The organism is Micromonospora sp. NPDC050276 (genome assembly GCF_044459545.1).
Taxonomy (GTDB): domain Bacteria; phylum Actinomycetota; class Actinomycetes; order Mycobacteriales; family Micromonosporaceae; genus Micromonospora.
Window position 1 is genome coordinate 264,600 of record NZ_JBITJA010000007.1, and the last position, 20,848, is coordinate 285,447.

Below are 20,848 nucleotides of genomic sequence, written 5' to 3' on the forward strand. Positions count from 1 at the left end.
GGTAACTTAGACTCCGGCCATGGATGAGACGGCATTCCCCGGGCGGCTACCCGAGCGGGACCGCCCGTGGGTGATGCGCACCTACGCCGGCCACTCATCGGCCGCGGCGACCAACGCCCTCTTCCGCCGCAACCTGGCGAAGGGGCAGACCGGCCTCTCGGTCGCCTTCGACCTGCCCACCCAGACCGGGTACGACCCGGACCATGAGCTCGCCACCGGCGAGGTCGGACGGGTCGGCGTGCCGGTGGCCCACCTCGGCGACATGCGGGCGCTCTTCGACGGTCTCCCGCTGGCCGACACGAACACGTCGATGACCATCAACGCCCCGGCGATGTGGCTGCTCGCCCTGTACGGCACCGTGGGGCTGGAGCAGGGTGCCGACCTGACCGGCTGCGCCGGCACCACCCAGAACGACATCATCAAGGAGTACCTGTCCCGGGGCACGTACATCTTTCCGCCGGCGGCGTCGCTGCGGCTCACGGCCGACGTGGTGGCGTACACGCTGCGCGAGATGCCCCGGTGGAACCCGGTCAACATCTGCTCGTACCACCTCCAGGAGGCCGGCGCCACGCCCGTGCAGGAGGTGGGCTTCGCACTGGCCACCGCGGTCGCCGTGCTCGACGCGGTGCGTGACTCCGGCCAGGTGCCCGCCGAGCGGATGGGCGACGTGGTGCAGCGGATCTCGTTCTTCGTCAACGCGGGGGTGCGCTTCGTCGAGGAGATCGCCAAGATGCGCGCGTTCGGCGTGCTCTGGGACGAGATCACCCGGGACCGGTACGGGGTCACCGACGCCCGGCAACGGCGGTTCCGCTACGGCGTGCAGGTCAACTCGCTCGGTCTCACCGAGGCGCAGCCGGAGAACAACATCCAGCGCATCGTGCTGGAGATGCTCGGCGTGACGATGTCCCGCGACGCCCGGGCCCGCGCGGTCCAACTGCCCGCCTGGAACGAGGCGCTCGGCCTGCCCCGCCCGTGGGATCAGCAGTGGTCGCTGCGGATGCAGCAGGTCCTGGCGTACGAGTCGGATCTGCTCGAATATCCCGACCTCTTCGCCGGTTCACACGTGATGACCGCGCTGGTCGACGAGGTTGTCACCGGGGCGCGGGTCGAGCTGGACAAGGTGCTGGAGCTGGGCGGCGTCGTCGCCGCCGTGGAGACCGGCTACCTCAAGAGCGCGCTGGTCGCGTCGCTGGCCGATCGGCGCCGTCGGATGGAATCCGGTGCCGACGTGGTGGTCGGGGTCAACCGGTACACCGAGACCGAACCCTCTCCGCTGACCGCCGCCGGTGCGGGCGCCGTCGAGCAGGTTGATCCCGAGGTGGAGGCGGCCGCCGCGGACGGCGTACGCCGGTGGCGGGCCGACCGGGACGCGGCCGTCGTCGACGCGGCGCTGGCCCGGCTCCGCGCGGACGCCGCGACCACCGCCAACCTGATGCCGGCGACCCTGGAGTGCGTGCGGGCCGGGGTGACCACCGGCGAGTGGGCCGGCGCGCTGCGCCAGGTCTTCGGCGAGTACCGGGCGCCGACCGGCATGACCGGTGCCGCCGGCAGCGGCGGCGAGCCGGGCCTCGCGGCCGTCCGCGAGCGGGTCACCGCGACGGCACGGGAACTGGGCAGCGGCCGGCTGCGGCTGCTGGTCGGCAAGCCCGGCCTGGACGGGCACTCCAACGGCGCGGAGCAGATCGCGGTCCGCGCCCGCGACGCCGGCTTCGAGGTCGTCTATCAGGGCATCCGGTTGACCGCGGGGCAGATCGTCGCCGCCGCCGTGGAGGAGGACGTCGACCTGGTCGGGCTCTCCGTGCTCTCCGGCTCGCACCTGGCCGCCGTGCCCGCGGTGCTGGACGGGCTGCGCGCCGCCGGCCGGGCGGACCTGCCGGTGGTCGTCGGCGGCATCATCCCGGCCCGGGACGCGGACACCCTCCGGGCCGCCGGGGTCGCCCGGGTCTTCACCCCGAAGGACTTCGCCCTCACCGGCATCATCGACGACCTGGTGACGGTCATCCGTCGCGCCAACGACCTGCCCTGATCGGGCCTGCGGGTCAGCCTCGCCGGCCCGTCAGCGGCCGGCGTAGGTCATGCAGTCGGCCATGTCGTTGTCCGGGCCGACCCGGATGGACGCGGCGTGGCACTCCAGCTGCTCGTTGTGCCGGCAGTCGGCGCGCTGGCAGGCGCCCACCTGCGCGATCAGGTTCTCCACGCCGCCCCGGACGGGCGACTCGACGAAGGTGTGGCAGTGCGCGTGATCCATGCTGCCGATCGTGATCGCGAAGGCGTGGCAGTCACCTGACTGGTTGTACGCGCACGCGGCGACGACACATTCCTGGACTCGGGGCATCTCCAACGCTGCGGTCATGCCGACCTCCTCAAGGCTCTTGCCCCGATACTAGGCTTTTGCCGGCCCGCGGAACCCCGGTATGGCGACCCCCGCAGGCCGGCACGCGTCAGACGCGGAAGCCGGCGGCGCGGGCCGCCTCTCGTTCGCGGCGTCGGTCGGAACGGCGGCGCACGAACCAGAAGATGAAGAAGGCCAGGCCGACCAGGAAGACGAGCACCAACACCGGCAGGATGATCGCCGCCAGGGAGACCACCACGCTGGTGGCGTCCTCGGCGGTGCTGGCCACCGGGGCGCCGAACCCGGCGGTGGTCGCGTTGATCACCGGCCGGGCCGCGGACTTGAGCAGGTGCACACCCAGCGCCAGCAGCACGCCGGTGACCACCGGCACCCACTGGTGGGTCGAGAAGAAGCTTCCCGGATCGCTGACCGTCACCGTCTCCGACGAGGAGCCGGCGCCGAAGGCCAGGCCACCGGCAGTGGGCCGGACCACGGTCTGCACCACGTCGTTGATGTGGTCGACCACTGGCACCTTGTCCGCCACCATTTCCACGGCGAGCAGCACGGCCATGATGGCGATGACCCAGCCGTTGCCGAGCCAGGTCCAGCCGGTGGGCAGGTCGATCAGGTCGGTGTAGCGGCCGAGCAGACCGAGGATGAGCAGGGGTATGTAGGCGTTCAGCCCCGCCGAGGCGGCGAGACCGGTGCCGGTGAGGACTTCGAACACGGTCTCAGCATCGCATCGACGCGCCAGTGCCGCTCGCTGGCGACCGGTGGGTGCTCGGCTACCCTCGTCGGGTGCGGTTGGTCATTGCGAAGTGCTCGGTGGACTACGTCGGACGGCTCTCGGCTCACCTGCCGCCGGCCACCCGGTTGCTGATGGTGAAGGCGGACGGGTCGGTGTCGATCCACGCCGACGACCGGGCGTACAAGCCGTTGAACTGGATGAGCCCGCCGTGTCGGCTGGAGGAGGCCCCCGGTGTGTGGCGGGTCGTCAACAAGGCTGGCGAGGAGCTGCGGATCACCCTGGAGGAGATTTTCCAGGACACCTCGTACGAGTTGGGGGTGGATCCGGGCCTGCGCAAGGACGGGGTGGAGGCGCACCTGCAGGAGTTGCTGGCCGCCAACCCGGGCGCCCTGGGTGAGGGGTTCACGCTGGTGCGCCGCGAGTACATGACGGCGATCGGCCCGGTCGACCTGCTGTGCCGCGATGCCAACGCGGGTGCGGTCGCCGTCGAGGTCAAGCGGCGGGGCGACATCGACGGGGTGGAGCAGCTGACCCGCTATCTCGAGTTGATGAACCGCGACCCGCTGCTCAGCCCGGTCGCCGGGGTCTTCGCCGCCCAGGAGATCAAGCCGCAGGCCCGGGTGCTCGCCACCGACCGGGGCATCCGGTGTGTGGTCGTGGACTACGACAAGCTGCGTGGCATCGAGAAGGACGAGTTGACCCTCTTCTGACCGCTGGCGCCGATCCTCGCTGATGATCGGCTTCCGCCCTCACCTTCCGTACATGACCTTGATGGCCTTGACGAGCCGGGCCACGTCGGTCGGAGTCCGTTCGAAGGTCATCGACGGCAGCAGTGACCGGGCGCGACGCCGGGTGATCGCCTTGGCTCGGCCGAACTCGCGCAGCCCGTCCGCCCCGTGGATCCGCCCGAAGCCGGAGTCGCCGACCCCGCCGAACGGCAGGGTGGACATGCCGGCGAAGGTCAGCGTGGAGTTGATCGAGGCCATCCCGGAGCGCAGCCGTCGGGCGATGGCCACCGCCCGTCGTCGGCCGAAGACCGAACCCCCGAGGCCGTACGACAGGGCGTTGGCGCGGGCGACGGCCTCGTCGGCGTCGCGGACCCGGCTGATGGTCAGCGTGGGGCCGAAGGTCTCCTCGCGGACGGCGGCCGAATCCTCCGGGACGTCCACGAGCACGGTCGGGTGGACGTACGGCGGCCGCACGGCGTCCGGGCCGCCGAGCACGGCCCGCCCACCGGAGGTGATCGCGGCATCGATGTGCCGGCGAATGACGTCGATCTGCTTCGGCATGGTGATCGGGCCGATGTCGGTGCCCTCCGGCCCGACGGTCAGCCGACCTGCGCGGGCCACCACCTTGTCGACGAAGGCGTCGAAGACGGCGTCGACGGCGTACACCCGCTCGATGCCGATGCAGGTCTGACCCGCGTTGGTCATGCCACCCCAGACGCACGCCTCGGCGGCCGCGTCCAGGTTGGCGTCGCTGTCGACGATCATGGCGTCCTTGCCGCCGCCCTCGATGAGCACCGGCGTCAGCGTCTCGGCGCAGGCGGCCATCACCTTTCGAGCGGTGGCGGTGGAGCCGGTGAAGGCCAGCTTGTCGACCCCGGAGCGGCACAGGGCGGCACCCACGTCGCCCAGCCCGTGCACGGCGGTGAACACCGGCTGCTCGGGCACCACTTCGGCGAAGCTGTCCACCAGCCACTGGCCGACCGCGGGCGTGTATTCGCTCGGCTTGAGCACCACGCCGTTGCCGGCGGCGAGGGCGTACGCGACGGAGCCGATCGGGGTGAAGACCGGATAGTTCCATGGCCCGATCACACCGACCACGCCGTACGGCTGGTATTCGAGGTGCCCGGAGAACTCGGCGAGGATGAGCCGGGATCGCACCCGACGTGGACCGAGCACGCGGCCGGCGTTGCGGGCGGCCCAGTCGATGTGCTCGATCGCGGTGACGATCTCGACGATGGCGTCGGCCACCGGCTTTCCGCCCTCGACGTGCACCAGCTCGGCCAACTGCTCGATCCGCCTGGCGAGCAGGGCACGCCACCGCAGCATCCGCTCGCGGCGGCCGGTGAAGCCGAGACCGGCCCACCACTCGCCGGCGGTGCGGGCCCGGTCGACGGCCTGCCACACGTCGGCATCCGTGGCGACCGGGAGGCGAGCGGCCTCGGCGCCGGTCGCCGGGCTGGTGGAGACCAGCCGGCCCGCCTCGATGACCGGAACCCCCGGGGCATGCACAGCCGTCATGGCGGAAGTCTAGACCCGAGGATTACTCGCCGGTAGGTCCCGATTCGAGGCGGTGGGACCGGCGTCGCACCGGACGGACCGATCGTTGATCAGTGCAGGTCAGCGTGTTGACAGCGGTCCCGGCCCGCCGAATCGGCGAACAGCAGGTGGCCGGGAGGTGGCGAGAGGCTGACCGGCCGGTGGGTATTGACGACTACCGTCTGGTGGCAGGCTGACGCGCGGAGTGACGGTGTGGGGTGGAGGGCTGACTGTCCATGGAGGAACATCCGGAACTGATGCCGCTGTTGACGGTCGCGGGTGGACCGATGCGCGGAGCGAGCTTTCGCATGGGTACCGAACCTCAGGTGATCGGCCGTGCGCCGACAGGTCAGGTGGTCATCAACGACCCGCACCTGAGCCGTCGTCACGCCGAGGTGTGGCTGGCGCCGGAGGGCCCCTCCCTACGGGACCTCGGCTCCACCAACGGCACCTGGCTCAACGACCGACGGATCACCGAGGTGGAACGAATCTCCGACGGTGACGTGATCCGACTCGGCCGTACCGAGCTGCGCCTGTTCGACCCCGGGGTGGCGCTCACCGATCCGGTGGGGCTCAGCTTCGGCCCGTCCCGGCGGGACGTCCGACTGACGCTGCCCCTGCCGCTGGCCGCACCGCCGGCCACGCGCCGCTGACCGCCTGCGGTCTTCCCGACCCGGGCAGCTGACGCCTGGCGGTCGGCCACACCGGCCGACGCCGCCGGGTGGCGGTGCGACACCTGGACCGGCGGGGTGGGGCGTGGCAGCATGCCGCGGATGGAGACCGAGCAGCGGACCGTGACGGCGAACGGCATCACCCAGGCGGTACGGGTGGCCGGCCCGCCGGACGGCACGCCGGTGCTGCTGATCCACGGCAACTGCTCGTCCGCGCTCTTCTGGGAGCCGCTGGTCCGGCGGCTGCCGCCCACGCTGCGGGTGGTCGCCCCCGACCTGCGGGGGTACGGCGACTCCGAGACGGCCCCGGTGGACGCCACCCGAGGGCTGCGCGACTTCGCCGACGACGTGGCCGCCCTGCTGGACGACCCGACGCTGTTTCACGCCGACGCCCGTCCGGTGGTGGTCGGGCACTCGCTCGGCGGCGGAGTCGCGATGCGGCTGCTGGTCGACCGTCCGGACCGGGTCGGGGCGTTGCTGCTGGCGGCGCCGGTCTCCCCGTACGGCTTCGGTGGGACCCGCGACCTGACCGGCACGCCGACCACCCCCGACTTCGCCGGCACCGGCGCCGGCACGGCGAACCTGGACTTCGTCGCCCGGCTCGCGGCCGGCGACCGGAGCGCGGACACCCCGGCCAGCCCGCGCGCCGTCCTGCGAGCCACCTATGTGGCCGATCCCGCCTCGTTGGGTGCGGACGAGGATCTGCTGCTGGATACGGTGCTCTCCACCGCCACCGGGGACGACAACTACCCGGGCACGGCGGTGCCCTCGGAGAACTGGCCGGGCACCGCGCCGGGGGAGCGCGGGGTGCTCAACGCGCTCGCGCCGACCTGGTTCCGGCTCGCCGACGAGCTGGTGGCCGTCGCCGAAAAGCCCCCAGTCACCTGGGTACGCGGAGACGCCGACGTCATCGTCTCGGACACCTCGCTGTTCGACCTGGCGTACCTGGGTTCGCTGGACCTGGTGCCCGGCTGGCCCGGCGCGGACGCCTGCCCACCGCAGCCGATGATCGGCCAGACCCGGGCGGTGCTGGACCGGTACGCCGCGGCCGGCGGCGCGTACCACGAGGTGGTGCTGCCCGGCTGCGGTCACAGCCCGCACCTGGAGCGCCCGGCGGAGTTCGTCGCGGAGCTGTTGGCCCTGACCGGCGTGGCAGCCGCCGGAACGGCGGTCCAGCTGTCGGCCGGGTAGCGGGCCCGCGGCGCCGTGGGTGAAATATGCCACGGCGTCTCGACAACTCACCGTCACGTGGCAGACTCGCGCGCATAACCTTAGCGGCCGTTCAGCGGTCGTGCGGAGTCTCTGGGGAGGCCGGTCGTGGCGCGCGAGTTCAGCACCGTGGGCGTGGTGGGGCTGGGCACCATGGGTGCCGGCATCGTCGAGGTCTTCGCCCGCAACGGCATCGACGTGGTGGCCGTGGAGATCTCCGCGCCGGCGCTGGAGCGGGGCCGGGCCACCCTCACCGGTTCCACCGACCGGGCGGTCGCCAAGGGCAAGCTCGCCGAGGCGGACCGCGACGCCCTGCACGAGCGGGTGCACTTCGCGGTCGGGCTGGACGCGCTGCACTCCGTCGACCTGGTCATCGAGGCGGTGCCCGAGCACCTGGACCTCAAGCAGCGGATCTTCGCGGAGCTGGACCGGGTCTGCCGACCGGAGGCGATCCTCGCCACCAACACCTCGTCGCTGAGCGTCACCGAGATCTCGGTGGCCACCAGCCGGCCCAACCAGGTGATCGGCATCCACTTCTTCAACCCCGCCCCGGTGATGAAGCTGGTCGAGGTGGTCCGCACGGTCGTCACCGCACCCGAGGTGGTCGCCGACGTCGAGGCGCTCTGCGCCCGGCTCGGCAAGGTCGACGTCACCATCAACGACCGGGCCGGCTTCATCGCCAACGCGTTGCTGTTCGGCTACCTCAACCACGCGGTCGGCATGTTCGAGTCGCACTACGCGACCCGGGAGGACATCGACGCCGCCATGAAGCTCGGCTGTGGCCTGCCGATGGGCCCGCTGGCGCTGATGGACCTGATCGGCCTGGACACCGCGTACGAGATCCTGGACACCATGTACCGGCGCGGCGGGCGGGACCGCCGGCACGCCCCGGTGCCGCTGCTCAAGCAGATGGTGACGGCGGGGCTGCTCGGCCGGAAATCGGGTCGGGGCTTCTACACCTACGAGCGGCCCGGTTCGCCGAAGGTCGTACCGGACGAGGCGACGCCGCTGGACACGGAGTCGGCGCTCGCCGACGGCGCCCGCGCCATCACCAAGGTCGGCGTGGTGGGCTCCGGCACCATGGCCACCGGGATCATCGAGGTGTTCGCGAAGGCCGGCTACGAGGTCGTCTCGGTGACCCGCGGCATGGAGAAGTCCGCGACGGTCTGCGAGGCGGTGAAGACCTCGCTGAACAAGGGCGTGGTGCGCGGCAAGCTCGCCGAGGCGGATCGGGACGCCGCCCTCGGCCGGGTCAGCTGGTCCGCCACGCTGGACCACCTCGCCGACGTCGACCTGGTGGTCGAGGCGGTCGTCGAGGAGCTGAGCGTCAAGAAGGCCCTCTTCGCCAGCCTCGACGAGATCTGCAAGCCGGGCGTGGTGCTGGCCACCACCACCTCGTCGCTGCCGGTGATCGACGTGGCGATGGCCACCCAGCGGCCGGCCGACGTGGTGGGGCTGCACTTCTTCAACCCGGCGCCGGTCATGCCGCTGGTCGAGGTCGTCCGCACCATCCGCACCTCCCCGGAGGCCACCGCCACCGCCCGCGCCGTGTGCGCCGCGCTCGGCAAGACCGGCGTGGTCTGCGGCGACCGGTCCGGGTTCATCGTCAACGCGCTGCTCTTCCCGTACCTGAACGACGCGGTGAAGATGCTGGAGGCCAGCTACTCGACGGCCGATGACATCGACCACGCGATGAAGCTGGGCTGCGGCTACCCGATGGGCCCGTTCGAGCTGCTCGACGTCGTCGGGCTGGACGTCTCGCTGGCCATTCAGCGCGAGCTGTACCTGGAGCTGCGGGAGCCGGGCTTCGCGCCCGCGCCGCTGCTGGAGCACCTGGTCACCGCCGGCTACCTGGGCCGCAAGACCCGCCGCGGCTTCCGCGACCACTCGCACCGCTGACCCGGTCAACGCCTTAGACCTGGTGACCGCTCCGGTCGGCCTCGCCGCCGGAACGTACGCTTGGTGACTGTGAGCCCCCGTCGCAATCGCCCTCGCCGGGACGAGAACGCCAACCTGGACGCCGATCGGGTCCGGCAGGGCGTCGCCTCGGTGCAGCAGTGGACCGACGGCGCCTGGCAGGTACGCGGCATCGGGGCGGGCGCGTCGGTCAAGACGTACCGCTGCCCCGGTTGTGACCAGGAGATCCGACCCGGGGTGGCGCACCTGGTGGCCTGGCCGGCGGACGGCCTGGGTGACCTAACCGATCGGCGGCACTGGCACAGCGGCTGCTGGCGGGCCCGGGACCGGCGCGGCCCGGCGGTGCAGCGCGGCCGGGGCACCCCGCGCTACTGACCGACCCGGGGCGGGGCGCACTTGCGCTCCCGGCCTGAGCGACCCGGGGCGTCTCGCGCTCCCGGCCTGAGCGACCCGGGGCGTCTCGCGCTCCCGGCCTGAGCGACCGGGGGCGTCTCGCGCTCCCGGCCTGAGCGACCTGGGTCACCCTGTTGGTGCCTGGGCGGGCGGCGGCGGCGACTTCGCGACAGACTTGGGCGGTGAGCACAGCGATCCGCGCGTGGTCGATCCTGCCCGGCCGCCGGGAGGACATCGAGCTGCACACCGCCGACGGTCTGCGACTGGTCGGTGAGCTGGCTCTGCCGGCCGACCGGCCGCCGGTGGCCACCCTGGTCTGCCTGCACCCGCTGCCCACCCACGGCGGAATGATGGACAGCCACGTGTTCCGCAAGGCGGCCTGGCGGCTGCCCGCCCTGGCCGACCTGGCCGTGCTGCGGTTCAACACCCGCGGCACCAGCAGCGTGCGCGGCACCAGCGAGGGCGCCTTCGACGGCGCGGTGGGTGAGCGGTACGACGTGGCCGCCGCCATCGAGTACGCGGAGTTCGCCGAGCTGCCCAACATCTGGCTCGTGGGTTGGTCGTTCGGCACCGATCTGGCGCTGAAGTACGGCTGCGACCCGACGATCGCCGGGGCGATCCTGCTCTCCCCGCCGCTGCGCTTCTCCGCCCCGGACGATCTGGCCACCTGGGCCAGCTCGGGTCGTCCGCTGGTGGCGCTGGTGCCGGAGTTCGACGACTACCTGCGCCCGGCCGAGGCGCGGGAGCGGTTCGCCGCCGTGCCGCAGGCCGAGGTGGTCGGGGTGCCGGGCGCCAAGCACCTCTGGGTGGGTGACGCGGAGACCGTGCTCGACGAGATCGTGCGGCGGGTCAACCCGGCCGTCGAGGTGCCGCTGCCGACGACCTGGGACGGCCCGATGGAGGCCGGCGACGTCAGCGCGTACGCCGACCGGACGGTGGCCGCCTTCGCCGACACGCCCGTCCCCAAGCCGGGCGACTGACGGGTCAGCCGCGCTCCTGGCGGGGCAGCACCACCTCGCGCAGGATCAGTTGCAGCGCGGCCACCGTGGGGATGGCGATCAGCGCGCCCACCACACCCAGCAGCGCCACCCCGAGCAGCGCGGCCAGCAGCGCGGCCACCTCGTTGACCTCCACCGAGCGCCGCATCACCTTCGGGTAGATGAGGTAGTTCTCCACCTGCTGGTAGATCAGGAAGAAGACCGCGCAGGCGATGCCGGTGGGCAGGTCCGCCGCGAAGCCGACCAGGCTCACGATCACCGCGCCCAGGGTGGCGCCGATCTGCGGGATCAGGTCGGTCACCGCGACCACGACGGCCAGCGCGAACGGGTACGGCAGGTCGACGATCAGCGCGAACACGAAGGTGATCGCGCCGGCCAGCACCGCGATGCTCAGCGCCCCGACCATGTAAGCGCCCACCTTGGCCAGGATCTCGTCGCCGATCAGCTGCACCCGCTGGCGCCGGGACCGGGGGACCACCGAGTAGCCCAGCGAGCGCAGCCGGTCGAAGTAGGCCAGGAAGTAGATGGTCAACACCAGCACGGTCAGCGTCCGGAACACCGTGCCGAAGATCAGTTGGGCGCCGCCCAGCACCCCGCCGAGCGCCCGTCCGACCGTTTCGGCGTTGGCCGCGCCCTGCACCCGCTCCACCACGTCGTACCGCTCCACCAGGTCATTGACCGTCGGGTTGCGGCGCAACTCGTCGAGCAGGCTCGGGATCTGGTCGATGAACTGCCCCGACTGGGTGACGATCGGCGGGACCAGCGCCACCACGCCGCCGCAGAGCAGCAGCACCACCGTCAACGCCACGAACGCCACCGCCAGGCCGTGCGGCACGCCCCAGCGGCGTAGCCGGACCACCGCCGGGTTGAGGCCGACCGCGAGGAAGAGCGCGATCACCACCAGCACGAGGATGCCGCCGGCGTTGCGAATCCCCAGGTAGAGGGTGTACGCCAGCAGCACGCCCAGCGCACCGGTGAAGCCGATCAGGAAACTGCTGCGGCGCAGGGGTCGCCCTGGCGTACCGAACTTCCCGGACGGGACCGCCGGCGGCTCATCCGGGTCGATCCCCGGCGCGGGAACCGGCACCGGCGGTGGCGTCTCCGCCGATGGTGTGGTTTCCGTCGGCGGTGTGGTTTCCGTCGGCGTTGGCTCCGCCGATAGGGGAGCGGGGGTCACGTCCGGGTCGTCGCCGGGCGGGTCGTGCTGTGGCACCAGGGACCTCCCGGCTCAGGCCGTCGGACGACGGGCGGCGGCCACGAACGCCCGCCACGCGGCAGGCGCGAACACCAGCACCGGGCCGGTCGGGTCCTTGCTGTCCCGCACCCCCACGACCCTGGGCAGATTGTCCGCCACCTCGACACACTCACTATTGCCGCTGCGAGTGGAGGTGCGCCAAACTGCGCCGCTCAGGTGCATGAATCCACTGCTTCCTTCATCAGGTCAATCGAGTGCCGATGAGAAAGCGCTTCGTTTCGAACTGTCTCCCATCGTGAGAGCAGCGTAGCTACGTCACCATCTCGGTCAACCACGACGCCGGCAAGCTGGTTCTCGAGGTTGCCGACCCAGCCACCGTCGGCGCCGCGCGCAAGCGTGAAGGGTCCGGACATCCCGACGTGCACCCCAACGTCGGCGGGAATGACGTGCACGCTGACCGGTGGGCGTTGAGCGCATGCGATCAAATGGGTGAGCTGCTCGAACATGAGACCTCGCATGTGTTCGGCGGAGTGCCGCAACGCACGCTCGTCGACCACGGCGATCAACTGCGGTGGTTCAGGCTGCTGCAGGATGGACTGGCGGTCCAGGCGGGCGTGGACCCGACGTTCCACCTCGTCGTCGCTCAGCAGGTCGTCGCAGCGGATCACCGCGCGGGCGTAGTTCTCGGTCTGAAGCAGCCCGGGGATCAGCGTGGGCTGGAAGCAGCGCAGTTGGTGGGCGGTGCGCTCGGCGTCCAGCCAGGGCCGGAACCAGCTCGGCTGGCCGTCCCGCTCGGCGAGCTTGAGCAGGTAGACGAGCAGGCCGCCGGTGGTCAGCACCTCGTCGGCGCGGGCCAGGAAGAGCCGGTCCAGCGGACGTTGACCCAGCTCCAGCGCGGACACCATCGAGCCGGAGTAGTGCACCAGCCGGCCGAAATCCTCCTGGCTCATGCCGGCGGCGATCCGCAGCCGGCGCAGTTGTGCGCGGATCATGTCGGCCGTCGGCGCGGCGTCGCCTTCCACAGTGCCTCCGCAGGTCGAGGGTCGTCTCCACCGGTCGACCCGGCGGGTCACGTCGTCACCGCAGTCACCCCACCGGAGCCGGCGATGCCTTCCGACCGTAGCCGTGTCCTCAGCAGACTGTCACGTACCGGTTCGTCCCGGACCACTCCGGTTCCCCACCGCGCGGGTCTGCTGTCGCACGGCGGCGCGACCGTGCCCAAGTCGAGGAGATAACCCCATGCCCACGTCTCGCCCTGTCGGCCGGTCGCTGCCCGTCACCTCGGCGTCGCGGTCGTCCGCCGGCTGCACTCCGCCGGGCTCCAGCTCAGGCGGGAGGGCACGTACACCGACGTCCGGGTTACCGCAGCCGCGGCTCGGGCCGTACCCCGTGTTTCCCCGACCCTGCGGCGCGCGGACGCCGCACACCCCGCTGCGACCCATGTGGTGCTGCCGGGCCGACGGCCGGCCGTGGCCCTGCGCGGACGCCCGGCTGTTGCTGAAGGCGGAGTTCGACGAGGACCCGGCCGCGCTGACCATCTATCTTGCCGGGCTCTACCACGAGGCGGCGCACGACCTGTACCAGCTCAATCCCTACGACGGCCCGGCACCCAGGGAACTGTTCGAACGCTTCGTGGCGTGGGGTCCGTTCCGCCGCCCGATCATCGACCCGCCCCCGGACCAGCGGGCCTGATCCACTCGGCATTCAGGAAGTCGGGGTGTCCGGATGGGCGGAACACCCCGACTTTGCTGATCTCGTGTCGATCATGGCCGCCGCGGCGGGCGGCGATCAGTCCTTGTCGAGGGTGACCTTGCTGGGCTTGGCGCTGCGCTCGTCGGTGGTCGGCTTGCTGGGTCGCTTGCCGTTCTCGCCGGTGCTAGTGATCTTGGTGGGCTTGGCACCCCGGCCGCCCTCGCCCGGAACGGCGGCCACGGTCGGCTCCCCGTCCACCCCGGCGCTCGCCGTGCCACCGTCCACGGTGGTCACCGGCTCGGCCACCGGCCGCGCCGTGGGCTGCCCGGCCTCCTCCGCGCCCGCGTTGACCGGCTGCTTGACGTCGGCGGGCTCGGCCTTCAGACCGGTGCCCGTACCCGATCCGGGGGCCGCGCCGGCGGTGACGCTCACGCCGTCGTCCCCGCCGGGCCCGCCCCCGCTCGCGCCGTCCGTGGCGGGCGGCGCGGTCGGGCCGTCGATCGGGCCGGCGACGCTCTGCAACCGCAGCTCGGACATCTGCCGCTGGAGCTCGTCGGACTCCTGCCGGGCCTTCCAGGTCTCCTGCCGCAGATCCGCGAGCTGCTGCTGGGCCTGAGCGATCTCCAGCATGACCTGGGCCAACTGCTGCCGGGCCGCTGCCGACTCCTGCTGGGTCGCCGCCAGGTGCTGCTGGGTGGTGGCCAGGTGCTGCTGCGTGGTGGCCGCGTACTCCTCGAACTGCCGTCGGGACGCCGCGACATGCTCGTCAGCCTTGCGGCGCTTGTCGCTGGCTTCGGCTTCGGCCCGGCTCAGCAGCTCGGCGGCCTCCGCCTCGGACCGCTGGCGCAGCGCTGCCGCGTCCTGCTCGGCCGCCTGGCGGATGCCGGCCGCGCCCTGCTCGATCTCGTTCTTGCGGGTGGTGTACTCGGTCTCCAGCTCGTTCTTGCGGGTGGTGTACTCGATCTCCAGCGCGCTCTTGCGGCCGGAGTATTCGGACTCCAGCTCGTCGCGGCGCGTGGTGAACCCCGTCTCCAGCTCCTGCTGACGGCTGGTGAACCCGTTCTCCAGCTCCTGCTGGCGCGACGCGTGCTGCTTGTCCAGCTCGTCCCGGCGCTTGGCGAACTCCTGCTCGGCCGTGGACCGTCGCTGCGCCAGCTCCCGGTCGGCCGCCTCCCGGCGGGAGTTGACCTCCTGCTCCACCCCGGCCCGCCACGCGCCCAACTCCTGCTGGGTCTGCGCCCGGGTTTGCTGCACGTACGCCTCGGTCTCGGCGCGCATCCGCTGCACGTACGCCTCGGTCTCGGCGCGGCTGCGCTTCGCCGACTCGGTGGCCTGGGTGGTCAGCCGCTCGGCCTCCTGCTGCGCCTTGGCGCGGGTGGCCCGCCCGGCCATCGACGCGTCGTCGATGATCTGCTTGGCCTCCTGCTGCGCCTTGGCGTGCGTGGCCCGCCCGGCCTCGGTCGCGGTGTCGGTGAGCCGCTTGGCCTCCTGGAGGGCCTTGGCATGCACCTCCTTGGCGGCGTCGCGCAGATCGCTGGCCTCCTGCCGGGCGTTGGCCAGCGTCTCGCGGGCCGTCTCGCGCAGCTTGGTGGCCTCCTGCTGGGCCCGGGTGTGAATCTCCTTGGCGGTGTCCCGCAGCTGGGTGGCCTCCTGCTGGGCCTTCGCCAGCGCGTCCTGCGCCGCCTTGCGCAACTGCGCCGACTCGTCCTTGGCCGACCGGAGGGTCGCGTCCGCCTCGGCGCGTTTGGCGGCGCTGTGCCGCTCCTCCTCCGCTCGCCGGGCGGCGAGGGCGATCTCGAAGTCCTTCAGTGCCCGTGCGGCCTGCTCGCGGGCCTCCTCGATGATGTGCTCGGCGGCGGCACGACGGGCCTCGATCTCCCCGTTGGCATCGGCGAGGATCTGCTCGGCCTGCTCCTCCGCGAGAGTGAGGATCGACTCGACCCGCGGGCCGAGATGTCGGAACGAGGCCCGGTCGACCACGTTCATCTGCTTGCGCACCTGGGTCAGGTCGCGCTGGAGAACCTCGACCTGGCCGGCGAGCTTGTGGATCTGTGTGTACGCCTGTTCCCGTTCCGCGGCGAGGGTCGCGATCTCGTGCTCAGCACGCGCGACATAACGGTCGACCTGTTTCTTCTCGTACCCCCGCAGAGCGGACTCGAAGCTGGGCTCCGTCGTCACGTCCCCGCCGAGAGCGAACAGTTCCTCGCCGTGCGACATGCCCCCATCCTCACACGCAACGGGCCCTGCTGGGGCGATACGGACGGGCCTTGTGGGAGCTACTTCACTCCGTTGCAGGCGGGGGATACCACGGGCTGGGAAACGCACACGGCGCGAGGTGGCACCGGTTACCCGGTGTCACCTCGCGCCGTCGATGCCCCGATCTGACGCCTCGCGTCAGCCGGCGGTCTCCGCGGGCACTCGCTCCTGACCACCGTCGGTCTTCTTGGCGTCCGGCTTGGCAGCCGGAGCTGCCTGCCCCGGCATCCCCGGGACGATGCCGGCGAGACCGGAAAGCATCTGACCCAGCTGCGAGGTGACCGCGTCCTTCTGCCGGGTGAGGTCCTCGACCTCGCGGCGGGCGGCCTGCGTGGTCAGCTCCGCCTCGGTGCGGGCCTCGGTGAGCAGGCGCTGCGACTCGGCCTTCGCTTCGTTGAGCGTCTTCTCGGAGTGCGCCTTGGCCTTGTCGATCGTCTCGGCGGCGTTGCGCTCCGACTCGACCCGGCGAGCCTCGGCGCGCTGCTCGATCTCCTTGGCCCGCTCCTGCGCGGCCCGGGCACGCTGCTCGGCCTCGCTGACCATCTTCTGGGTCTGCGCGACCTGGGCGGCGTGCCGCTCGGACTCCTCGCGCTCGGCCTTCTCCCGCCGCTCGGCCAGCTGGAGCTCCAGGGCCTGCAGGTCCTTGTCGCGCTTGTCCCGTGCGTCGGTGAGCAGCTTGGTCGCCTCGGCGCGCTTCTCCTCGGCCTCACGGGCGGCCTTCGCCCGCTGCTGGGTGATCTCCCGCTCGGCGGTGGCCCGGAGGGTGGCGACCTCCCGCTCGACGGTCGACTTCAGCTCGGCCACCTCGTGCGCGGTGACGGTACGCAGCTGCTTGGTCTCACGGTCGGCGTCCGCGCGCAGCGTGTCAGCCTCACGGCGAGCCTGCACCCGCACCTCGGCGGCCTCGCGCTCGGCGGCCGTGCGCAGGTTGCCCGCCTCGCGCTCGGCGCTGGCCTTCATGGCCGCGGCCTCGGCACGGGCCTTGTCGGTGATCTCGCGGGCCTCGAGGCGGGCGGCCGAGAGGATGCCCTCCGACTCACGCTTGGCCTCGTTGCGGTGGTCGTTGGCCTGCTCCTCGGCGAGCCGGAGGATCTGCTCGACGCGGGTGCCGAGCCCGGAGAGGGTGGGCCGGCTGTTCTCTTCGAGCTGCTTGTTCGTGTCGGTGAGCTTCTGCTCCAGCGCACTCATGCGCTGCTCGGCCTGGCGGAGTCGACGCTGGGCGTCGTTCATCCGCTGCTCGGCCTCGGCACGGGCCTGCTCGGACTGGGTCAGCGCGGCGGTCATCCGGCCGAGGAAGTCGTCGACCTGATGGGTGTTGTATCCGCGCAGGCCGACGGTGAAATCTGGCTGCGAGTTCGCGTTATCGAAGAACGCGAGAGGGGAGGACTGCTGCTGGGGCATTGGGACATACTGGCAGACGCCCCAGGGTGCTTCGCAAGAGCGGTGCGCAGCTTTCGTGCCCTCTTTACATGGTCAACTCCCCCGATCGGCGGGGTCGGACCAATCGGCGATCTTGGCAGGTCCCGGCGGGTCGGAGGCCACGGAGCGTGACGCGGAAAAGGGCCCCGGGGTTACCCCGAGGCCCTTTGTTCGATCCGGGTGGGTTTCCGCTAATGGGAGCGGAAGAACAATGACTGATCATCGCATTGGCCATCCGGCGTTCAACCGTCCGGCCGGTCCCCGGCCCGGTGGTGCGGTCAGCGCCTCCGGCGACCGGTCCTGCCGCTCAGTGACCGCGGAAGCGGTTGATCGCGTCCTCGTGCCGGGCCCGCAACTCCCCGTCGCGTACGCCCAGTCCGTCGGTGGGTGCGAGACACCGCACACCGACCTTGCCCTGGTGGGCGTTGCGGTGCACCTCGTACGCGGCCTGGCCGGTCTGCTCCAACGGATAGGTACGGGACACCGTCGGATGCACCTTGCCGAGCGCGACCAGTCGGTTGGCCTGCCACGCCTCGTGGTAGTTGGCGAAGTGGCTGCCGACGATCCGCTTGAGGTGCATCCACAGGTAGCGGTTGTCGTACTGGTGCTGGAAGCCGCTCGTCGAGGCGCAGGTGACGATGGTGCCGCCGCGCCGGGCCACGTAGACGCTGGCGCCGAACGTCTCCCGACCCGGGTGCTCGAACACGATGTCCGGGTCCTCGCCGCTGGTCAGCTCGCGGATCCGTTCGCCGAAGCGACGCCACTCGTCCGGGTCCTGGGTCTCCTCGTCCTTCCAGAAGCGGAAGCCCTCGGCCGCCCGGTCGATGACCAGCTCCGCGCCCATCCTGCGGCACAGCTCCGCCTTCTCCGGTGAGGACACCACGCAGACCGGGATCGCGCCGCCGTTGAGCGCCATCTGCGTGGCGTAGCCGCCGAGACCACCGGAGGCGCCCCAGATCAGCACCACGTCGCCCTGCTTCATGTTGGCGCCGTGGTGCGAGACGAGCTGCCGGTACGCGGTGGAGTTGACCAGCCCGGGGCTGGCCGCCTCCTCCCAGCTCAGGTGTCGCGGCTTGGGCATCAGTTGGTTGGCCTTGACCACGGCCAGCTCGGCCAGCCCGCCGAAGTTGGTCTCGAAGCCCCAGATCCGCTGTTGCGGGTCGAGCATGGTGTCGTCGTGTCCGGCCGCGTCCTCCAGCTCGACCGAGAGGCAGTGCGCGACCACCTCGTCGCCGGGTGCCCAACGGGTCACCCCGGGACCGGTGCGCAGCACCACGCCTGCCGCGTCCGAGCCGACCACGTGGTACGGCAGGTCGTGCCGGCGGGTCAGCTCGGAGACCCGGCCGTAGCGCTGGAGGAACGTGAAGGTGGACACCGGCTCGAAGATGCTGGTCCACACCGTGTTGTAGTTGATCGCGCTCGCCATCACGGCGATCAGCGCCTCGCCCGGCGCCAGCTCGGGCGTGGGCACCTCCTGCACGTGCAGTGCCTTGCGGGGGTCCTTGTCCCGGGTGGCCATGCCGTCGAACATCCGGGTCTCCTCGGCGCGGACCACCACGCCCCGGTAGCTCTCCGGTACGGGCAGCCCGGCGACGCCGGCGAGTTCGCGGTCCGGATCGTTCGATTCCTCCGCCGCCATGATCGCTTCGAGGATGTCCTGCACGGTGACCTCCGGTTCGTCCGCACCCGCACGGGCCCGGGTGCTGCCATCGTCGGCGCCGGTGGGCACGACCGCCATGTCGGCATTCGACACATCCGGCACCGGTCGCGCTCCGGTGGGGCCGGACGTTACTGAACGGTAGCTAGGCCGGGAAGTCCTCTGTGAAAAACTGCATCCGCCGATGCGTGAAGGTGTCCAGCCGCCCCGCCAACCGCGCACTGACGTGCGCGGAAGGACACCACCCCTGTTGATCAAGAGCTTTCGGTCGCTCCGGGGCGGAGGATGACGCGAACCTCTTGATCAACAGGGGTGGGCGGGGCAGGGGTCCGGTCAGTGGGTGGTGGTGGCGGTGGGGGCGGCGGGTTCGACCAGTTCGATCAGGACCCCGCCGGCGTCCTTGGGGTGGACGAAGTTGATCCGGCTGTCCGCGGTGCCCCGGCGGGGGGTGTCGTAGAGGAGGCGCATGCCGCGCTCGCGCAGCGCCGCGCAGGCCGCGTCGATGTCCACCACCGTGTACGCGACCTGCTGCACGCCCGGCCCGTTGCGGTCCAGGAACTTCGCGATCGTCGACTCCGGGGTGAGCGGGGCGAGCAACTGCACGCAGCCCCCCTCGGTGGTCGGCCCGACGGCCAGCATCGCTTCCCGAACGCCCTGCTCGGCGTTGGTCTCCACGTGTACGCAGCGCATCCCGAACGTCCGCTGGTAGAAGTCGATCGCGGCGTCCAGGTCGGCCACGGCGATCCCGACGTGGTCAATCTTGCGAAGGCCGATGTCTGTGACGTAGTCCGCACCGGGCTCGGCGGGGGAGTTCTCTGCCATGGCGTTAGTCTGACCGAACCATCGTTCAGGCGTACAGCTCGGCACCCCCCTCGGAGGCAGGCATGGCTTCGGTGATCGTCAGCGGCGCGCGCACCCCCATGGGGCGGCTGCTGGGCAACCTCAAGGACCTACCGGCCACGAAGCTCGGCGGGATCGCCATCAAGGCGGCGCTGGAGCGGGCCGGCGTCAGCCCGGACCAGGTCCAGTACGTGATCATGGGGCAGGTGTTGCAGGCCGGCGCCGGTCAGATCCCGGCTCGGCAGGCGGCGGTCGAGGCCGGCGTGCCGATGTCGGTGCCGGCGCTGACCATCAACAAGGTCTGCCTCTCCGGCCTGGACGCGATCGCTCTGGCCGACCAGCTGATCCGCGCCGGCGAGTTCGACATCGTGGTGGCCGGCGGCATGGAGTCGATGACCAACGCCCCGCACCTGCTGATGGGTCAGCGCACCGGCTACAAGTACGGCGACGTGGTGGTCAAGGACCACATGGCACACGACGGGCTCAGCGACGCCTGGGACTGCTGCTCGATGGGTGAGTCGACCGAGCGGCTCGGCACCAAGCACGGCATCTCCCGCGCGGAGCAGGACGCCTTCGCCGCCGCCAGCCACCAGCGGGCCGCCGCCGCACAGAAGAACGGCCACTTCGCCGACGAGATCGCCCCGGTGGTCATCCCGCAGCGCAAGGGTGACCCGCTGGTGATCAGCGAGGACGAGGGCATCCGCCCGGACACCACCGTCGAGTCGCTGGCCAAGCTGCGCCCCGCCTTCACCAAGGACGGCACCATCACCGCCGGCAGCTCCTCGCCGATCTCCGACGGCGCTGCCGCGGTCCTCGTGATGAGCAAGGCCAAGGCCAAGGAACTGGGGCTCACCTGGCTGGCCGAGATCGGTGCGCACGGCAACGTGGCGGGCCCGGACAACTCCCTGCACTCGCAGCCGTCCAACGCGATCAACCACGCCCTGAAGAAGGGTGGCCTGAGCGTGGCGGACCTGGATCTCATCGAGATCAACGAGGCCTTCGCGCAGGTCGGCATCCAGTCCACCCGGGATCTCGGGGTCAACCCGGACAAGGTCAACGTCAACGGCGGCGCGATCGCGCTGGGGCACCCGATCGGCATGTCCGGCGCGCGTCTCGTCCTCACCCTCGCCCTGGAGCTGAAGCGGCGCGGCGGTGGCACCGGCGCGGCGGCGCTGTGTGGCGGCGGTGGCCAGGGTGACGCCCTGATCATCCACGTGCCGGGCAAGGCCGCGGGCAGCCAGTGAGCGCGTGGTGTGC

19 protein-coding genes are annotated in these 20,848 nt (G+C 71.4%); 9 read left to right on the top strand and 10 right to left on the bottom strand.

Features of this window, described 5'->3' with window-relative positions; translation table 11 throughout:
- Positions 1-19: 19 nt before the first annotated feature.
- Positions 20-2,026 (top strand): protein meaA, encoded by a 2,007-nt coding sequence (locus ACIBF8_RS17680; RefSeq protein WP_396784121.1) that lies wholly within the window; start codon positions 20-22, stop codon positions 2,024-2,026.
- 30 nt (positions 2,027-2,056) lie between these two features.
- Here the strand turns inward: ACIBF8_RS17680 and ACIBF8_RS17685 are convergent, their stop codons facing one another.
- Together ACIBF8_RS17685 and ACIBF8_RS17690 are read right to left on the bottom strand one after the other, a co-directional pair.
- Positions 2,057-2,353 (bottom strand): DUF1540 domain-containing protein, encoded by a 297-nt coding sequence (locus tag ACIBF8_RS17685; protein WP_328652364.1) that lies wholly within the window; start codon positions 2,351-2,353, stop codon positions 2,057-2,059.
- Positions 2,354-2,441: 88 nt separating this feature from the next.
- Positions 2,442-3,059: a DUF4126 domain-containing protein gene (locus ACIBF8_RS17690; RefSeq protein WP_396784123.1), complete on the bottom strand. Its 618-nt coding sequence runs from the start codon at positions 3,057-3,059 to the stop codon at positions 2,442-2,444.
- 71 nt (positions 3,060-3,130) lie between these two features.
- Between ACIBF8_RS17690 and nucS the strand changes: the two genes are divergently transcribed.
- Positions 3,131-3,790 carry an endonuclease NucS gene (gene nucS / locus ACIBF8_RS17695; protein WP_278141394.1) on the top strand — a complete coding sequence of 220 codons (660 nt, stop codon included), beginning with the start codon at positions 3,131-3,133 and terminating at the stop codon, positions 3,788-3,790.
- 39 nt (positions 3,791-3,829) lie between these two features.
- On the opposite strand, the gene ACIBF8_RS17700 is transcribed toward nucS, so the two are convergent.
- Positions 3,830-5,326 (bottom strand): aldehyde dehydrogenase family protein, encoded by a 1,497-nt coding sequence (locus tag ACIBF8_RS17700; RefSeq protein ID WP_396784124.1) that lies wholly within the window; start codon positions 5,324-5,326, stop codon positions 3,830-3,832.
- A gap of 305 nt (positions 5,327-5,631) precedes the next feature.
- Here ACIBF8_RS17700 and ACIBF8_RS17705 point away from each other — a divergent pair, with 305 nt between their 5' ends.
- The 5 genes from ACIBF8_RS17705 to ACIBF8_RS17725 all read left to right on the top strand — a co-directional run bounded on the left by ACIBF8_RS17705 (position 5,632) and on the right by ACIBF8_RS17725 (position 10,514).
- Complete coding sequence (locus tag ACIBF8_RS17705) at positions 5,632-5,997, top strand: FHA domain-containing protein (RefSeq protein WP_396784322.1); 366 nt, start codon at positions 5,632-5,634, stop codon at positions 5,995-5,997.
- A 111-nt stretch (positions 5,998-6,108) separates the two neighbouring features.
- Positions 6,109-7,206, top strand: a complete 1,098-nt coding sequence (locus ACIBF8_RS17710; protein ID WP_396784126.1) for an alpha/beta fold hydrolase — start codon at positions 6,109-6,111, stop codon at positions 7,204-7,206.
- Between the two features lie 126 nt (positions 7,207-7,332).
- Positions 7,333-9,123, top strand: coding sequence for a 3-hydroxyacyl-CoA dehydrogenase family protein (locus ACIBF8_RS17715; protein ID WP_396784129.1), 1,791 nt, complete (start codon positions 7,333-7,335; stop codon positions 9,121-9,123).
- Positions 9,124-9,186: 63 nt separating this feature from the next.
- Positions 9,187-9,516 (top strand): hypothetical protein, encoded by a 330-nt coding sequence (locus ACIBF8_RS17720; RefSeq protein WP_036411703.1) that lies wholly within the window; start codon positions 9,187-9,189, stop codon positions 9,514-9,516.
- A 200-nt stretch (positions 9,517-9,716) separates the two neighbouring features.
- Positions 9,717-10,514, top strand: coding sequence for an alpha/beta hydrolase (locus ACIBF8_RS17725; RefSeq protein WP_396784130.1), 798 nt, complete (start codon positions 9,717-9,719; stop codon positions 10,512-10,514).
- A gap of 4 nt (positions 10,515-10,518) precedes the next feature.
- Here ACIBF8_RS17725 and ACIBF8_RS17730 read toward each other — a convergent pair whose 3' ends face one another.
- The 3 genes from ACIBF8_RS17730 to ACIBF8_RS17740 all read right to left on the bottom strand — a co-directional run bounded on the left by ACIBF8_RS17730 (position 10,519) and on the right by ACIBF8_RS17740 (position 12,719).
- The gene (locus ACIBF8_RS17730) at positions 10,519-11,598 is read right to left on the bottom strand and encodes an AI-2E family transporter (protein WP_396784323.1); all 1,080 of its coding nucleotides are present in this window, start codon (positions 11,596-11,598) and stop codon (positions 10,519-10,521) included.
- A gap of 162 nt (positions 11,599-11,760) precedes the next feature.
- Complete coding sequence (locus tag ACIBF8_RS17735) at positions 11,761-11,949, bottom strand: DUF397 domain-containing protein (RefSeq protein WP_396784132.1); 189 nt, start codon at positions 11,947-11,949, stop codon at positions 11,761-11,763.
- The gene (locus ACIBF8_RS17740) at positions 11,940-12,719 is read right to left on the bottom strand and encodes a helix-turn-helix transcriptional regulator (RefSeq protein WP_396784325.1); all 780 of its coding nucleotides are present in this window, start codon (positions 12,717-12,719) and stop codon (positions 11,940-11,942) included. Before ACIBF8_RS17740 ends, ACIBF8_RS17735 begins: the two co-directional genes overlap by 10 nt.
- 397 nt (positions 12,720-13,116) lie before the next feature.
- On the opposite strand from ACIBF8_RS17740, the gene ACIBF8_RS17745 reads away from it, so the two are divergent.
- Positions 13,117-13,419, top strand: coding sequence for a hypothetical protein (locus ACIBF8_RS17745; protein ID WP_396784134.1), 303 nt, complete (start codon positions 13,117-13,119; stop codon positions 13,417-13,419).
- Between the two features lie 96 nt (positions 13,420-13,515).
- On the opposite strand, the gene ACIBF8_RS17750 is transcribed toward ACIBF8_RS17745, so the two are convergent.
- The 4 genes from ACIBF8_RS17750 to mce all read right to left on the bottom strand — a co-directional run bounded on the left by ACIBF8_RS17750 (position 13,516) and on the right by mce (position 19,573).
- Entirely contained in the window at positions 13,516-15,636 is a 2,121-nt protein-coding gene (locus ACIBF8_RS17750; protein ID WP_396784135.1) for a hypothetical protein, read from the bottom strand.
- 177 nt (positions 15,637-15,813) lie between these two features.
- Positions 15,814-17,076, bottom strand: coding sequence for a DivIVA domain-containing protein (locus ACIBF8_RS17755; protein ID WP_396784137.1), 1,263 nt, complete (start codon positions 17,074-17,076; stop codon positions 15,814-15,816).
- Between the two features lie 325 nt (positions 17,077-17,401).
- Positions 17,402-18,757: a crotonyl-CoA carboxylase/reductase gene (ccrA, locus tag ACIBF8_RS17760; protein ID WP_396784326.1), complete on the bottom strand. Its 1,356-nt coding sequence runs from the start codon at positions 18,755-18,757 to the stop codon at positions 17,402-17,404.
- 327 nt (positions 18,758-19,084) lie between these two features.
- Entirely contained in the window at positions 19,085-19,573 is a 489-nt protein-coding gene (mce, locus tag ACIBF8_RS17765; protein WP_396784139.1) for a methylmalonyl-CoA epimerase, read from the bottom strand.
- A gap of 62 nt (positions 19,574-19,635) precedes the next feature.
- Here mce and ACIBF8_RS17770 point away from each other — a divergent pair, with 62 nt between their 5' ends.
- Entirely contained in the window at positions 19,636-20,835 is a 1,200-nt protein-coding gene (locus ACIBF8_RS17770; RefSeq protein ID WP_396784141.1) for an acetyl-CoA C-acetyltransferase, read from the top strand.
- Positions 20,836-20,848 lie beyond the last annotated feature (13 nt).